Origin of the sequence: Vibrio sp. 10N.247.311.47 (assembly GCF_041467535.1) — a bacterium.
Classification (GTDB): Bacteria; Pseudomonadota; Gammaproteobacteria; order Enterobacterales; family Vibrionaceae; genus Vibrio; species Vibrio crassostreae_C.
This window is the reverse complement of sequence record NZ_JBFSUR010000002.1, coordinates 70,377-87,132: the sequence shown is the minus strand read 5'-3', so window position 1 is coordinate 87,132 and position 16,756 is coordinate 70,377. Positions and strand designations below refer to the sequence as shown.

At 45.4% G+C, this 16,756-nt stretch carries 11 protein-coding genes; 2 read left to right on the top strand and 9 right to left on the bottom strand.

The window, feature by feature from the left end; all coding sequences use genetic code 11:
- The first annotated feature begins 25 nt into the window (after positions 1 to 25).
- On the top strand, positions 26 to 1,234 hold the full coding sequence (locus AB6E51_RS01910) for an MFS transporter (RefSeq protein ID WP_372057707.1): 1,209 nt from the start codon (positions 26 to 28) through the stop codon (positions 1,232 to 1,234).
- Between the two features lie 59 nt (positions 1,235 to 1,293).
- Entirely contained in the window at positions 1,294 to 2,382 is a 1,089-nt protein-coding gene (locus tag AB6E51_RS01905) for an alkene reductase (protein ID WP_372057706.1), read from the top strand.
- 298 nt (positions 2,383 to 2,680) lie between these two features.
- On the opposite strand, the gene rlmJ is transcribed toward AB6E51_RS01905, so the two are convergent.
- The 9 genes from rlmJ to AB6E51_RS01860 form a co-directional block, all read right to left on the bottom strand.
- Positions 2,681 to 3,547 (bottom strand): 23S rRNA (adenine(2030)-N(6))-methyltransferase RlmJ, encoded by an 867-nt coding sequence (rlmJ, locus tag AB6E51_RS01900; RefSeq protein WP_372057705.1) that lies wholly within the window; start codon positions 3,545 to 3,547, stop codon positions 2,681 to 2,683.
- Between the two features lie 201 nt (positions 3,548 to 3,748).
- Entirely contained in the window at positions 3,749 to 4,672 is a 924-nt protein-coding gene (gene secF, locus AB6E51_RS01895; RefSeq protein WP_102312208.1) for a protein translocase subunit SecF, read from the bottom strand.
- 2 nt (positions 4,673 to 4,674) lie between these two features.
- Positions 4,675 to 6,474: a protein translocase subunit SecD gene (secD, locus tag AB6E51_RS01890; RefSeq protein WP_372057704.1), complete on the bottom strand. Its 1,800-nt coding sequence runs from the start codon at positions 6,472 to 6,474 to the stop codon at positions 4,675 to 4,677.
- Positions 6,475 to 6,745: 271 nt separating this feature from the next.
- Entirely contained in the window at positions 6,746 to 7,210 is a 465-nt protein-coding gene (locus AB6E51_RS01885; RefSeq protein ID WP_017070201.1) for a hypothetical protein, read from the bottom strand.
- Positions 7,211 to 7,502: 292 nt separating this feature from the next.
- Positions 7,503 to 10,271, bottom strand: a complete 2,769-nt coding sequence (locus AB6E51_RS01880; protein WP_372057703.1) for a M16 family metallopeptidase — start codon at positions 10,269 to 10,271, stop codon at positions 7,503 to 7,505.
- Positions 10,272 to 10,568: 297 nt separating this feature from the next.
- Positions 10,569 to 13,331: a M16 family metallopeptidase gene (locus tag AB6E51_RS01875; protein WP_372057702.1), complete on the bottom strand. Its 2,763-nt coding sequence runs from the start codon at positions 13,329 to 13,331 to the stop codon at positions 10,569 to 10,571.
- A gap of 175 nt (positions 13,332 to 13,506) precedes the next feature.
- Positions 13,507 to 14,355, bottom strand: a complete 849-nt coding sequence (locus AB6E51_RS01870; protein ID WP_017066907.1) for a LytTR family DNA-binding domain-containing protein — start codon at positions 14,353 to 14,355, stop codon at positions 13,507 to 13,509.
- Between the two features lie 72 nt (positions 14,356 to 14,427).
- Positions 14,428 to 15,462, bottom strand: coding sequence for a sensor histidine kinase (locus tag AB6E51_RS01865; RefSeq protein ID WP_372057701.1), 1,035 nt, complete (start codon positions 15,460 to 15,462; stop codon positions 14,428 to 14,430).
- Positions 15,462 to 16,754 (bottom strand): hypothetical protein, encoded by a 1,293-nt coding sequence (locus tag AB6E51_RS01860; protein WP_372057699.1) that lies wholly within the window; start codon positions 16,752 to 16,754, stop codon positions 15,462 to 15,464. Before AB6E51_RS01860 ends, AB6E51_RS01865 begins: the two co-directional genes overlap by 1 nt.
- Positions 16,755 to 16,756: the final 2 nt, after the last annotated feature.

Genomic DNA, 16,756 nt, shown 5'->3' with positions numbered 1-16,756 from the left:
CAAGAATTAACACAGGTACTTCACTATGAAATCAGAAGCGATCCATAAAGAAAAGATCCCATTCCAAGTTTGGATACTGACACTCGCAGCTTTTGCCATCGGCACCGCTGAGTTTGTTATTGCAGGCATCCTTCCACAAATTGCCACATCCCTTTCGATCACCGAAGGTCAAGCCGGATACCTAATCAGTGCTTACGCATTGGCTATCGTTATTGGTGGCCCGATCTTAACCATCTACCTCGCACGTTTTAACAAGAAGATGGTACTGATTGGCTTAATGGCACTGTTCATCATCGGTAATGTCTTATCAGCCCTTGCTCCTAGCTACCCACTTCTACTTGCCAGCCGTGTTATCGCAGGCTTAGTGCAAGGCCCTTTTTATGGTATCGGTGCGGTTGTTACAACCAACTTAGTGTCTGAAAAAATGGCAGGTCGTGCCGTTGGCCAAATGTTCGCAGGCTTAACACTCGCTAACGTTCTTGGCGTTCCAGCTGGTACATGGGTCAGCTTGCAATTCGGCTGGCACACTACTTTCTTTACCGTGGCAGCACTTGGCACTATCGCGATGCTTGCCATTTTGATATCGATTAAATCGACAGGCCACAGTGAAGCGAAAGACATCAAAACTCAGCTTCTAGCGTTCAAAAACCCAATGCTGCTGATCAGCTTGGCAATCACTGCTTTTGCTTGGTCTGGCTTCATGACGCTATACGGATACCTTGCGCCAATCGCTATGCACATCACCGGCTACGGTCAAGAGTCTGTTACTTGGATCTTAGTGATTGTGGGTGTCGGCTTAATCATCGGTAACACCTTGGGCGGACGCTCTTCAGATAAAAACCTAGGCAAAGCTTCAATGTTTTGGGCCGTTGCAATGATCGTGTCATTGGTTGTAGTTGGCCTTGTGGTAGACAACAAAATCCTCTTCGTTGCAGCTGCATTTGTCTTTGGTATTGCATCATTTGCGAACGTCCCTGCCATGCAACTTCGAGTAATGAACCACGGTGGCGAAGGCCAAGAGCTAGCAGCAACTGCGAATATCTCAGCGTTTAACTTAGCCAATGCCTTTGGTGGATTCCTTGGCGGCATGGTACTCGACAGCCAACTAGGCGCAGGCATGATTCCATTCGCAGCCGTTGTTGTCCCAGTGATTGGTTTGCTGCTTATCGCCAAAGCCAACCGAGCGGGCAAGCCACAAAGCAACTCTATTTTCAGCCCAGCAGAAAGCAAATAACGCGACTTCTCGCCCCAATACAAAACGAAAGATCACAGCATTAAAACAAGGTAGAAACCATGAACAAATTATTTGAAAAATCAGAACTGAAAGGCCTAGAACTGCAAAATCGCGTGGTTATGGCACCCATGACACGCGCTCGCACTAGCCAACCTGGAAACGTGCCCAACGACATGATGGCGACTTATTACCAACAACGAGCAAGTGCAGGACTTATCATCACTGAAGCCACACAAATTTCAGATGACTCTCAAGGTTACTCATTCACACCCGGCGTTTATACCGATGCGCAAATCGAAGGTTGGAAATCAGTCACCACAGCAGCAAAAGAGCAAGGTGCCGCGATCTTCTGCCAACTATGGCACGTAGGCCGAGTATCACACCCTACCTTTCAAAAAGGCGAGTTGCCGATTGCACCTTCAGCACTGGCACCCATAGAAACGCAGGTTTGGATCTCTGATGAGAATGGTAACGGCAACATGGTGGATTGCATCCAACCAAGAGAGATGACCCAAGCAGACATCGATCGTGTTGTTCAAGATTTTGCTAACTCAGCGAAAAAAGCAGTCGAGGCAGGGTTCAACGGAGTGGAAATACACGGTGGCAATGGCTACCTGATTGATCAGTTCCTAAGAACCAACTCAAACAAACGCACCGACAACTACGGCGGTAGCCGCGAGAACCGACTTCGCTTCCTAATCGAAGTGGTTGATGCTGTGATTGAAGAGATAGGTGCCGATAAAGTAGGTGTGCGCTTGGCGCCGTTCATCACCTTCAAAGACATGAACTGCCCAGATATCGTACCAACGATTTTAGAGGCATCGAAGGCACTTCAAGATCGAGACATCGCTTACCTGCACCTATCAGAAGCCGACTGGGATGATGCTCCAGTTATCCCTGAAAGCTTCCGTGTCGAACTAAGAGCCTTGTTCTCTAACACCATCATCGTTGCCGGCAGCTACACACCACAACGCGCCGAAGAAGTACTAAGCAAAGGCTACGCCGATCTCGTCGCATTTGGTCGCCCATTCGTTGCTAACCCAGATCTAGTTTCACGCCTACAAAACGGCAGCGAACTATCAGAACTTGATGGCGCCACTCTGTTCGGCGGCAACGAAAAAGGCTACATCGATTATCCAGTGTTGTAGTGAATCTTAAATTGATAGAACTGCCTTAGATTTTCCTTCAGGCAAAAGAAAGGCTCGCATGACTAGTGCGAGCCTAATGCAGTTTAGGGGGTAAACCACAATCTGATATTAATCTGGGACTAATTATTTAACTTATGAGCCATTATGCACTTGTGCGCATTGATATTCTATTTTTAAATGATTCACTGCAATTAATCAATCGATAAAAGTTAGCGTTTGGTCAATTTAAACCACATAGATAACAGTGGTTTAGTGAGTGATGTCTAGAAAACCATCATAAAACCCATAAAAATCAGATCTATAAGCTTCTCATTTGCCAGTAGCCTTCACCATTAGTGGCGAGTTGGCTGTGTAAATAATCGAGCGTATCTGCGACCGTTCCCGCAATGCCTTGTGGTGGATTGAACAACAGTAAACCACTACCGATCAGGCGATCATCACCCTTAGGATCTCGAAGGCGAAGCTCCGACTTAATCGGACTTGGCAGCAAACCATCTTTCACTGCGGTCACACAATGGTTCAAAATCAGTGAGCTCTTGTCATCCGTGTAGAGCGGGTACCAAATTAGTGCAGATACCTTCTCAGATTGCTGATACGCCTTAACCAAGGCATCAACCACCGCGAGATATTCTGAATCGGTTTCGTAAGGTGGGTCAATCACGATCAGGTGATGATTATCGTGTTTTGCTATGTCGTCAGGCAGTGCTTTCAAGCCATCGCCAGCGGTAATGGTGAGCTTACTTGAAACATCAAGATCGCGTTGCAGCTTCTCAATGTTGGTTTGTAATAAGTCGGCTTCATCTTGCTGAATGTCTGAAAAATAGAAGCTATCTTGGCTGCGGCCTTGTTGGTAGGTGATGGCTGCAGAACCCGGATAGAGAGAGATAAGTTGGTTCGGATTGTAGTATTCCAGCACCGACATAAAAGAAGCGAATGCCGGAGGAAGATAAGCCTTGTTTCGCCACAAGTACCCAACCCCTTCAGCAAACTCACCAGCATGATTACTTGGTGCAGTGTTGAGGTCATAACACCCTGTACCAGAGTGCGTGTCGATAACATTGAGGCGTGAATGTTGCTGCATTAATGACCGAACAAGTGCACTCAATACTGGATGCTTTAGCGCATCACCATGGTCGCCTACATGACATTGATGTCGATATTCCATTCCCTTGCCTCATTTCTACGAACGTCATCTAAACATACTTCATATCATGAGGGCTTGCCTGCTCAATCCATCGTTTTTTGAAATAGGCTCTCTTTTCTGTAACTGTTTGACTCTTATAAAAAATAAAGCCCCTCGTTTTACTATAAACGAAGGGCTTTGTTGACGTTACTGACTAAGTTGTACTGTTAACCAATAGATAACCTAAGGGTACTCACCCTCAACTTCTACCGGCGCTTTCACTTGGTAGTGACAAGGCTGTAGACCAAGTAACTTAGGCAGTGTGATACCTACTGAAACTGAAGACCACGTACCGCTGACAATACCTACAACCAGTGCAATCGCGAAACCTTGCAGCGCAGCGCCACCAAGTAGCCAAAGTGCAGATACGGTGATTAGCGTTGTACCTGAGGTCACCATGGTGCGTGAGAAGGTCGCTTTAACCGATTCGTTAAGCAGGTTGTCAGTGTCACCATTTGGATTACCACGCAGCATCTCACGGACACGGTCGGCAATGATGATCGAGTCATTCAATGAATAACCCAAAATCGCCAACACAGCCGCTAACACAGTCAGGTTGAACTCGAACTGAGTAAAAGCGAACAGACCCAAGATAAGCGTCACGTCATAGATGATTGCGGCTAGGGCGCCGAGTGCTAAACGCCATTCAAAACGTACACTCAGGTACAGCATGATCATTAGGAAACACACCAATACCGCTAAGCCACCTTGGTCAACCATGTCTTGACCGACTTGAGGGCCAACCACGCTGCTGTTAAGCACTTTTACTTGGTCGCTGACAGAAGACAAAGCATCCACTAAGTTTGGCTGTGGAGCATCTGTCAGTTGGCTGTAACGAATCGTCCAGCGATCTTGCTCTGCCATACCAACCACTTGAACGTCTTGTTGGAAAGCCGTATCAAGTTTGGTTTTTAACGCATCTTTGGTTACTTGATCAGAGAGCTGAACTTCAGCAACCACACCGCCAGTAAAGTCCAAGCCCCAGTTAAAACCTTTCACTGCCACCAGCATCACAGAGCTCATGAACAGCACAATAGAAATCACAGACATCACCTTACGAAGGCGAGTCATGCTGCTGTCTGAAATAGTCATTTTTGAAATACTCATGCTTAAATCCTTACATCGTGGCGTTGGTCACGCCCCCAAACCAAATTGATGATCGCTCGTGAAGCAAATATGCCCGTGAACATACTGGTTAGAAGACCTAAGCCCAGTGTCAGAGCGAAGCCCTGAATCGGTCCATTACCAATGGTATATAGAGCCACAGCAACGATCATGGTGGTGACGTTAGCATCGAAAATAGAAGAGAATGCGCTATCGAAACCACGGTCGATAGAGCTAGCAAAGCTGCGCCCTTCTTTCATCTTGTCTCGAATACGCTCGAAGATAAGCACGTTGGTGTCCACCGCCATACCAACGGTCAGTACTAGACCCGCAATACCCGGCAGAGTTAACACCGCACCCGGTAGCAGCGCAATCAAACCAAATAATGTGGTCATGTTAACCACCAATGCACAGTTCGCGACCCAACCAAGGCGGCGGTACCATAGCGCCATAAACGTTAGAGTAAGACCAAGGCCAAGAGCCAAAGCAGCAAAGCCATTCGTTACGTTTTCAGCCCCCAGAGATGGGCCAATGGTACGCTCTTCAATGATGGTAACAGGCGCTGTTAATGAACCTGCACGTAACAGTAGAGCAAGCTCTTGTGCTTCTGCCATGCTGCCTGCACCTGTGATTCTGAAACGGCTACCCAGTTGAGATTGGATGTTCGCCACACTGATCACTTCACTGGTTTTTTCGCTGTTACCGGCTCTATCACGGCTGTATTCGCTGTAAACGGTCGCCATTGGCTTGCCGATGTTATGGCGAGAAAACTCAGACATTTTCTTACCACCAGAAGAATCCAGCGTAATGTTTACTTCTGCACTGCCCATCTCACCAATGCCACTGCGTGCATCGATAATGTGTTCACCGCTTAATACCGCTTTGCGAGCAACCACGACACGATTACCATCTGAATCTTTCAGAGTTTGAGTATTGCGCGTTGCGTTGTCGTACACAGAGTAGAACGCAAGCGAAGCCGTAGCACCAATCACGTCTTTCGCAGCTGCAGGGTCTTGCACACCCGGAAGTTCGATACGGATACGGCTTTCACCTTGGCGTTGAATCGATGCCTCAGTGATGCCTAGCTCTTCAATACGGCTGCGCATGATTTGCAGGTTTTGTTGAACCGTTAGATTACGTAGCGTTCTTTGCTCTTCTTCAGACTGAGTTAACGTTAGCGATTTATCTGAACGGTCACGTTGCCATTGTGGGAACTCCTCGCGAATCAGTTTCTGTGCTTTCTCGAAATCGGCATCAGTACGGAAGTTAAACTCAACTTGGTTGTTCACCACTTTACCGCGTGCATAACGTACTTGGCTGGTGATCTCATCGACCACAGATTGCGCTTGTGCGTGGTAAACCGGTTCCATGTCCACTTCTAGCAGGAACTGCACACCACCACGTAAATCAAGGCCTAGCTGAATCGGCGCGAAGCCCATGTCAGTCAACCATTTTGGTGCTGCTGGCTCCATCGCTAGCGCAACGGTCGCGTTATCCAATAGACGCTCATTCAGCACCTCTTTGGCTTTCGCTTGTTGTTCAGCGTCTTCTAAGATCACGACTAAACGTTTGTCTTTTTGAAATGCAGATTTGGCTTGGATGCCTTCGCTCGCAAGGTATTGAGTAATTTGAGTCGCATCGATTGTCTGCTCAGAGCGATTGCTGATTTGAACCGATGCATTCTCGCCATACCAAGACGGTAAAGCACTCAGAACCATGATGATAATGGTGGCGATAAGCACCGCGTATTTCCACTTTGAATAGTGGTTAATTTGTTTTCTTGGAATGCGTTTTTTCACAGTCAAGATCTCTTCTTTTTACCAATCACCGTAAATACGTGCTCAAAAATAGCACCGAAAAAAAACAGTGAACGAGCGTTTTAACCAGCTAGGTTGACCAGTTATTTACTACGATTGGTATAACTAATGTTTTGCGAACACGATCGATAGCTGAAACCAGAACAAGCTGATTGAACGGTAGTGATGCTAAAGCTGATGTCGCTATGTTTGTCTTGGTTAATTGGCGAGCTCAATGGGCACAAGTGACCACCGATACGACCAATTTAGGGTCAAACGATTAGCTAAGAAGTTCTCGGAAATGCGAGTATTGGATGTTGCCCTCTTTCCACCCCGAAAGCCGGGAAGACGGAGAACTCACAATACTGGTCCAATGCTGCTTAGAGTCCAACAACGGTGTGTTGAAAAGCAGAGAAGCCAGTATTGAAGGGGGAGAGAAGTCAATCAGTAGATGATAAGCAGGCTCAAGATCGGCCACGCTTTCTTGCTCGTTACTGAGCATACGTCTGAAGTTTGCTGCTTGAAGGCTTGATTCGGTGTCGTGATAGTTAGAACTGTCACCAGAAGGCACGGTGCCAAACTGAGCCTTATCGCACTCTAAGTAGCTCGACGGATTATCCGTATCAGCTTGTTTACAAAGATCATTTTGTGAAGATTGCTCTTGAGCCGAGTATATTTGAAATGGCTTAGAAGGAAACGAATAGCCGTTAGAATTCACTAAGCCAAAGCTCAGTAAAAACAACATTAAGACTAATCGGGTACCCAGTTTAAGCAATCTAATATCCAAACAACATTCTCGTAGATCGTCAATCTACAATACAAATGAAACGCTGTCTTGATTTAAAACATTTTTTTAGAAAATGATACGATGCAACCGATTAAGCGATCTCAAAATTTAGATTTACATAGATCTAAAACGGCTTAACAACAGGTGAGGCATAGACGTTATGAATGGTGGGAAAACAAGAAAGCCAAGCGGTGCTCGCTTGGCTTTGAGTTGTCTCTTTCTGTTGGTTTCAAGCTTTAGGCTTTAGGCTTTAGGCTTTAGGACGCATGATGTTCTTAACCTTACGGCTATCTTCACCAAAGATGCGTTGGACAAGTTGATTCATGTCTTCCGCAGTAATCGACCTCGCCACTCGCTCAACTTGAGACAAAGCTTCGATATCGTAACCATGAAGTAAATAACGAGACAGGTACCATGCTTGGTCAATAGAGCTCATCTCGAGAGGCGTGAAGTCCGCTTCAAACTGTTTCACGACTGCGTGCATTTCCTTTTCAGAGACGCCTTGTAAAAGGTCTGCAATCACTTTATCGATCGCCACTTCAACTTGGTCAACGTTCTCCGGCGCTACCATCGCCCCGATAACCCACTCACCACTCAGCTCACTATCTGCGGATGCTGAATACGCATATGGCGAGTAATCTAAGCTCAACTCTTCACGAATATAGGTATCTAAACGAGTCGCCAGCAAGCGCTGCAGCAAGTCTTCCATGAAAACATCTTTTGCCGACATTTTAACTTCAACGCTAGGCTCAGAGATAACTCGTAGGATGTACTCTGCACTATTCACATTGTTGATCGCTAAATCAATGCGTGATTCAGATGGCTGCTTGTAAGCCACCTTAAATTCAGGAACCTCAGCTTTTTCTAATGGAATCGAAGCCAAGTATTGCTCAACCAAAGGCTTTAATTCACTTGGGTCGATGTCACCCACGATCACCAATTGGTTATGCCTCATTTGACCAAACAATTGCTGATGAAGATTAGCGACGTCTTCCACAGAAACCGCTTCAACACGTTCTTTATCAACAAAGAGGTGGCCACTGTCTTGACGATAGATATTCTGGTTTCTTGCGCGCTCAAACTGACCGACAGGGCTGCTCAAGAAAGATTCTTGACCTTGTACAAACTCCTGTTTCACTGCCTCTAACTGCTCGGGAACAATTTTAGGCGCAGTTATGAAGGTATAAAGCGCAGCAAACGTATCTTTAAGTCCGTCTTTATTGATATTAAATTCAATACCATGACGAGTATTACCAATGAAAGAATCGGCGCTAATATTTTCACGATCAAAGTACGCTAAAAGCTCAGAGCCCGTAAACTCACCGACACCACTTCGAGCGAAGGTAGGTAACGCAACCTCAACAGCTGGGTACAAGCTCGGATCCAAAGCGGCTTTTCCGCCGAGGCTCATGTACATCACCCCAACATCATCACCTGCCTCATAATCACGCAGGTACCACATGTCGATGCCATTGCTTAACGTCCACTTTTGGATGTATGGGTCAATAGACATTTGTTCAGCAAGTACAACCTCGCCTTGCGAGCTAGGTACAGCAAAAGCGCTGGCTGTTCCAATCGCAAGCGGCGCAACTCCCGCCTCGCTATACGTGGCTTTTAAACTATCGAGAGAGTTGATGATCGCGGTTCTGTCTTCGGAGTCATCCATCCCAATAACAATAAAGTAATCATCAGAAAGTAGATTCTTGATGTTGTCGTTAATCACTTCAAGGCTCAAGTTAGCGATGAAAGCTTCCAAGCTTGCTTGATAATCTTTCTGTGATTGGACTATTCGATCATTGACTAACGCACTCACTTTGTAATTCGCGTGTTCAACACTGTCCATTTTATCCCAGTTATGCTCGATGTTATCCAGCAAGTCTTGGTAGTAGTACAGTTCGCCAGCAATATCCGTTTCCGAAACACCAAAATCACGCAATGATGCCAATGTAGAAAGCAGATCTTGTTGGATAACTTCACGGTCTCCAGCCGGAAACCCAACACTTATTGACGAATAGTAAAAAGCGCCCATTCGATAACTATCAGATGCAATCCATTGAGTCGGGAACGCGGCATCATTGAACACCGCTTCTAATCGTCGTTGAATCAATTGCTGAGCGGTTTCATCTAACCTGCGTTGATTCTGCTGAGCATGATTTTCAACTATATTTGAACCGCGGTTAAACGTCAGAGTGATGCTTGGCGCTTCTCTTCCTGCGTACTCAACATAATCATCTTCATTGAATGAGGTCGTTTTCTGTTTCTCTGGTCTCGGCGTATCGCCACGCTCCCAGCTAGAAAACTTTTCTTCAATAAGTGGAATCACAGTTTTGATGTCCACATCACCAGAAACGACCAGCTCAACTATTTGAGGTTGATACCAAGTCTGATAAAAGTTGGTGATGCCTTGAGGAGTAGCATTCACGATCGACGATTTAGTCCCTAATGCATCTTGCGATTCGTACGGGCCGCCTTCAACGAAGTAATCATAATATATATCTCCGAATGACTTATCATCGAGGCGAGCCATACGGAACTCACCAAGAACCACGCCTTTTTCTTTTTCGACTTCTGAACTTGATAGATCCAGGCCATCACCAATGTCACGCATCCACGTCAAAGCAGACTGCAATTGGATGCTATCTGGCAAATCTAACTGGTAGACCGTCTCTTCATAAGAAGTGTAGGCATTAATATCAGCACCAAAGCTAGCGCCTGCGTCTTCGAATAGACGAATCACATCGTTCTGAGAGAAGTTTTTACTGCCATTGAATGCCATGTGTTCCAAGAAGTGCGCGTAGCCTTCTTGTTGAGAAGTCTCTTGAATCGAACCGGCGTGCACGACTAAACGAACAGATACGGATTCTTCATGATCTGGATAAACATGATAAGTAAGGCCATTTTCTAGTTGGCCTGAAGTCCATGCCGGATCCGGCTGGATTGGCGTTTCGGTAGTTTTTGATGTTGAGCTACAGCCAACTAAGGTGAGGCATAGAGCCGTCGCTAAATAATATGTTTTCATAACAACCTCTTAATGTCATTCATCAACAATATACAGATTGAGCTAACGATTATTATTTAATATTGAACCTGATGAGTATCTTTGTGATCTAGATCTTTATTTTATAAATCACCAATCGTTATGTAAGATCGCTGTGCTCATTTAAAGTGGTGTTTTGATAAGAGCCTAATACATCGATTTTAGACTCGCTTGTCAGTGCAATAAAAAAAAGCCAAATGCTTGAACATTTGGCTTGTAAGTGAATCCACATATAAAAAGTAGAAGCGGCTTTCAAGAAAACCACTCACCTAACTAGACCTAACCTTGTGGGCTTAACAAATTCTTCAGCTGATAGCTGTTATCACCAAAAATTTCTTTCGCATACTCTGTCATGTCTTGACTAGAAATTGAGTCTGCCGTCCCCTGCAGGTCGAACAACACCTCAAAACCATAGTCATGAATCAAATAACGAGAAATAAACCAAGCTTGTTCGGTAGGCTTATATTTAAGTGGAGTAAGGTCCGCTACAAGCTGCTTAGCGGCCGTCCGAGTCTCATCTTCAGAAATCCCTTTTGCCGCTTCAGCAATGACCTTATCAATCGCCTGTTCAATTTTATCTGAGTTTTCTGGAGCCGTTAAAGAGCCGATTAACCAGTCATAACTCGGCTCACTGTCTTGTGCAACCGAGTACACATAAGGCGCATAATCCAAACCTAACTCTTCACGAACATAAGCCGTTAAACGGCTCGACAACACGCGCTGAAGCATATCGTCCATAAACACATCTTTTGCGGTTTGATCCCGAGCTTGCTGGGAAATCACACGCAATAAATACTGACTGCTGTCTTCATTATTGACGGATATATCCATTCGTTCTTTCGAATCAGGACTATAAGCCACCTGATAATCAGGAGACACAGCGGCTTCTAATGGCAACGATGCAACGTATTGACGCACAAGAGGCTTAATTTCAGCGGGGTTAATATCAGCAACAATAACCAATGTATTGTCTCTTAATTTTTGAAAGAGTTGATGCTGTACGTCTAGTATATCTTGCGACGTGACAGCTTTAATATCGTCACTTTCAAGCATCATGTGACGGCTGCTTGTTTGATAGCTATTGCGATTAACCATCTGAATAAACTGACCAACTGGTGTTTCTAAATATGCTGTACGATCTTGAGCAAATTCAGACTTCACAGCCTCAAGCTGGGCACTGTCTATTTTAGGTTCGGTTACAATGGTATGGAGCGCAGCTAAACCCTCTGCAAGCGTCTTTTTCTTGGCGCTTATTTCTAAACCATGATGAGTAAAGTTGATAAAGGGGTAGATTTCAATGTCTTCGCGTCTCAAGTGAGCGGTGAACTCCGAACCACTAAATTTACCAACACCACTACGAATCGAAGCTGGCAGAGCAATCTCTACAGCAGGAAACAGCGAAGGACTCAGCGCCGCTTTTCCCCCCTCACTTGCATAGTAAACCCCAACACTATTACCAGCCTCAGAGTTACGGAGATACAAAACTTCAATGCCGTTGCTTAGTGTCCATTGCTTCAAATTAGGATCGTCACTCACCTGAACTTGTTTTACAATTTCACCTTGAGACGCTGGTACACTAAACGCCGAGCTTGCAGTAACGAGCAATGGTCTGTTACCTGTCTTTTTATAGGCTTTTCTGACATCTTTTAGCTCGTTATTCATTGCCTGCAAGTCTTCTTTAGACGATAAACCTAATCCCAAAATATATGGACTAGAAAGTAAATCATCTAAATTATCATTTACGGCTTCTAGATCCGTACTCGAAAGAAACTCTTTCAAGCTCGACTTATAATCAAGCTGTGATTGAACCGTTTGGTTAATCACCAGCGCCGTCGACTTACCGTCAGCATGAGCTACTGCGTCCATTCTCTCCCAGTTAGCTTGAATGTCATCAAGGTTAGCTTGGTATTGCTGTATCACACTCGTGAATTCATATTCGCTCACACCATAATCACGCAATGAGGCGAGAGTAGAAATAAACTGCTGCTGGCTTTGCTCTCGACTATCGATAGGAAAGCCAACCGTAGTAATGGAATACCTTTGGTACTCTAAGAAATAGGGAGTCGAAGCAACCCATTGCACTGGCAATGCAGCGTCAACAAAATCTGAATTCAACCTTTGTTGGATGAGTTGTTGAGCAATATCATCTAGCCAAAGCTGATGTTGTTGCTCATGGCTCTGTGTCACTCTTTGCCCACGCTCAATCACTATCCCGATGCTCGGTGGCTCGCTCCCAGCTCCATACGCCACAAAATCTTGAGTATTGTAATCCGCTGACGTGTTCTTCACGGGAACCGGTGTTGTGCCTCTTTGCCAATCAGAGAAAGTTTCTTCAATCAAAGGGATCACTTCTGCCAGAGTGATATCACCAGAGACAATCACCTCGGCTAACTGAGGTTGATACCAGGTTTGGTAATAGTTATTTAACTCTTGAACATTCGCATTAGAAACGGATTCTTTATTGCCAATGGGATCGTTGGTTTGGTAATTCGTGCCTTCAACCATATGATCGTAGAATTTAAATGAGAGAGGCTTATTTTCAACTCGTGTGTGTCGAAATTCTCCTAATATCACCCCTTTCTCTTTTTCGATTTCAGCGCCGGACAGCAGTAAACCATCGCCAATATCTCTAAACCATGCCAACGCTTTATCTAGATTCTTGTTGTCGGGTAGATCTAACTTATAGAGGGTTTCTTGATAAGAGGTATAAGCATTTAAGTCAGCGCCAAAGCTAGCACCAGATTGCTCAAATAACTCTACTACATCATTCCCTGAAAAATTGTTGCTGCCATTAAACGCCATGTGCTCAACAAAATGGGCATAACCTTTTTGTTGATCGCTCTCTTGAAAAGAGCCGGCATGCACAAGTAAGCGTACCGATACTGGTTGTTCTCGGTCAGGGTAAACGTGGTAGGTTAAACCGTTATCTAATTCACCTGTGACCCAATATGGATCGGATTTCAATAACGTTTGTTGATGAGGAGTAGAACTGCAACCTAGCAATGTGGAGCTCAATACGACGACTAAATAGTATGCTTTCATAACGATCTCTTTGAAGGGCTTTGCTTCAATATATCCGATCGCCAAAGTGTAATAATTCGCCATTAAATCAAACGACTAAAATTTTAGAGTCACTCGATATAAATATGAAAGTGTTTAATTTATAAATTACATGAATCAATTATAAAGGTGATATGTCGCGCCTTTTGCTCGTACGCTACATACCCTTAAACAACGCTTGCGAGGCACGGCTGATCGGTAGCTTTTCCCCTGACACATACGCCGACATCTGACCTGAGAGCCCTTTCTTCACCTTATCAATGGCGGAAACTTTCACTACCACTGAACGGTGGATTTGCCAAAACTCATCAGGATTGAGTTGCGCTATCAACTCTTTTAGTGACACGCGAAGAATATACTCCTCTAGCGATCCCCCTTGACCCTTCTTAAATATAGACACGTACTTGTCTTCTGCTTTGAAGTAAGCGACATCATCGACGGCGATTAGGTGAATGTCTTCCCCTACACTGGCTTTGAGCCATGTGAGATACTTTTTCTCCGATAGATAAGGAGGCTGCGTTTGCTGTGACGTCGACTGGGATAGTTGTTGAAGCTGAGCCATTAACGCCGTGATATCGGGCTGTTCTGGCGTGGTACCTGTTTGTGTTTGATTGCTCGACAGACGCGCTTGCACTTTCTGACATGTGGCCAGTAAACGCTCTTCATTGATTGGCTTAAGCAGGTAGTCCATCGCATTGTGATCAAAAGCTTTGACCGCGTATTCGTCATAAGCCGTGATAAACACAATCAATGGCGGTGAATCTAACTTGTTGAGTTGTTTCGCCAGAGAGATACCATCCAGTTCCGGCATACGAATATCGAGAAAAGCCACGTCGGGCTTAAGCTGCTGAATACTCTCCATCGCCTCCAAACCGTTTTGTGCTTTACTGACGATTTCTAACTCCGGCCAAACCTCAGCAAGGCTCTTGTCTAAGTGGTGCCTTAACAGTGCTTCATCGTCTGCGATTATCGCCGTTACGCTCGGCTGTACTGTTGGGTTGTTCATGGTTAGTCCTTTAAATTCACACTGTAAATCGTCTATTTTGCGTCACTGTTCGGTTTTTTCTGATCTGTAATTCTAGGCGGCTGCCTCAGTCAACGGTAACAAGATCGTCGAGACTACCCCGCCTTCAGCGTGTTCAGTAATCGTTAGGCTCGCCTTATCACCATACAGGGTTTCGATTCTTTGACGAATATTGCTTAACCCAACACCGTGACCCGTATTCGCAGAAGGCGTTTTCAACCCAGCGCCATTATCAGCCACTTCAATTTTTAGCTGCTGTGCTTGTTGAGTAATACGAATATTCACTTGGCCACCAGCGGCTTTGGGCTCGATGCCGTGCGTGAGTGCATTCTCGACCAAAGGTTGAATCAAGAACGGTGGAATCACCTGCAAATCGCTAATCTCGTGTATTTCAATCGAGAACGTTAAGCGCTCACCCAAGCGTATCTTTTGGATATTAAGATAAGCGTCTAACAAGTCGACCTCTTGTGCGATGGTCGATTGCTCGGTGCGGCTGTTTTTCAGAGTTACACGTAATAAGTCAGTCAGTTTTTCGAGCATCAACTTGGCTTTCGCGCTGTCACTCTCAATCAATACATTGATGGTCGCAAGCGTGTTGAACAGGAAATGCGGCTCAATTTGGCTTTGCAGCTGTTTTAACTGGCTAAGTACAACGACCTTTTCTTGATCAGATTGGCGACGCTTCGCCACTTCCAATTCGTTATCGGCACGTAACTGCTGCTCCCGAGTATAGAAATAGTAATAGCAAACCGAACAGAAGATCACACCGAGCAAGACTACAGATTTAAGGTCCGAGATATTAGCCCCGAAATACCCGTTCAACCAATAGTGTGCGTTCAAGGTACCAAAGGTCATCGCGATCACCATTGAGATACCCACCTCAAGCGTTCGAGATGTCCTCTTAAACAACTTCACCAAGATGAAAGAAGAACCCACGGCGCTGTAGCCAAAGCCAAAACTGATTGCCAGGTTAACCGTTAATCCGCCGCCCCAAATCGTATGGGTTGTAATCGCAATAAGAACACAAAATAGCGTGGTGAACGCGAAACTCTTAATCCATGAAAATCGACTGTTTGAAGAAGTGTCCATTAAAATCGTCCTTTGATATTTAAGAGAATCATATGACTATCGGGTAAGTTGGCGTAAGCAGAATCACTTTTACCACCTAGAAAGCGTGCAGCAAGTTCCAAATCCAACGATGAATTGCCATTATCTAAAGCCTGATAATTGAGCCACTGAGTCGCAATAAAACCGCCATCTTGAGGAGACAACATGACATCGAATGTTGGCGTGATATCTTCAAGCCAGCCATGTGTCGAATCCAGAGACCAATGAAACATGAGGTTGTGTTGAACCAAATTGGCGTGTTGATAGCCTTGAGCGTAAGAGCCCGCCAACGATATTGTCATGGGATTAAGAGACAAAGATTCCGCATTCTCTAAAGCGCTTTGCCACTCAGAATGACTCCAAGCACGGCTATCAAACCAGTATTCCAGCACCACATTATGGCCCGTGTCATTGGCCCATGTTAATCCTGCTAACGCTTGATAAGCCTCGCCCTGCTCTTCAAGATAAACCGGTTTAAGCAGTGAGTTAGGCTGGCTGTAACCCAAACTTTGTCGCTGATAAACCATCGAACCGTGAAACTCCCACGCGAGATTCAACACCGACACTAAACTCGCCCCAAGTAAGCCATGGCGTACATCGTCGTAATAAGCGACCCACTGATATTCGTGGTCGCCAACCAGATTGTAACGACGTATCCCAAAGCCTTGTTGCTGATTCTGCTTTTCGAATTCATTTACGTCTTGGGAAGTCCATGACGAATCGCTGTAAAGCAGTGTCCATTCGCCCGTCATATCGAACAGTGACGCTGAAGCCACACCGGCGCCCTCTTCTGCGACAATGCCAACAGGGTTTTGTCGGTAAGGCTTGATAATGTCTAACGGTCGGTAGCCATAACCAACACCCCAATCTAGGCGAACCTTACCGAGTGTCACATCAAGGTAGTGATCACCGAACGCTGAATTAGACAGTTCAACACCACCTTGCCAAAACAGCTCGCGCGCAATGAATTCCGATTCAAAGCTCGCGTCTTGGTCTTGAGGAGTATTAGTCAAAATATCATTGGCTTTCACGGCAAACAGGCCAAGCCAATTGCCATATCCAACTTCAAGATCCAACAAACCATTGAGTGACTGACGATTATCAGATGCAAAAGGGCTAAATGGCGACTCTCTCGATTCAACGGCTTCTGCACTCAGTTGCCAGTCCCACGCCAAGCTCAGGTCATCCGCTTGAATCGTGTTACTCACACAAGACAAGGCAAGTAAAGTAGCGATTGAAGACTTGATGTGGAATCGGCAATTGGAAGCTTTCATGA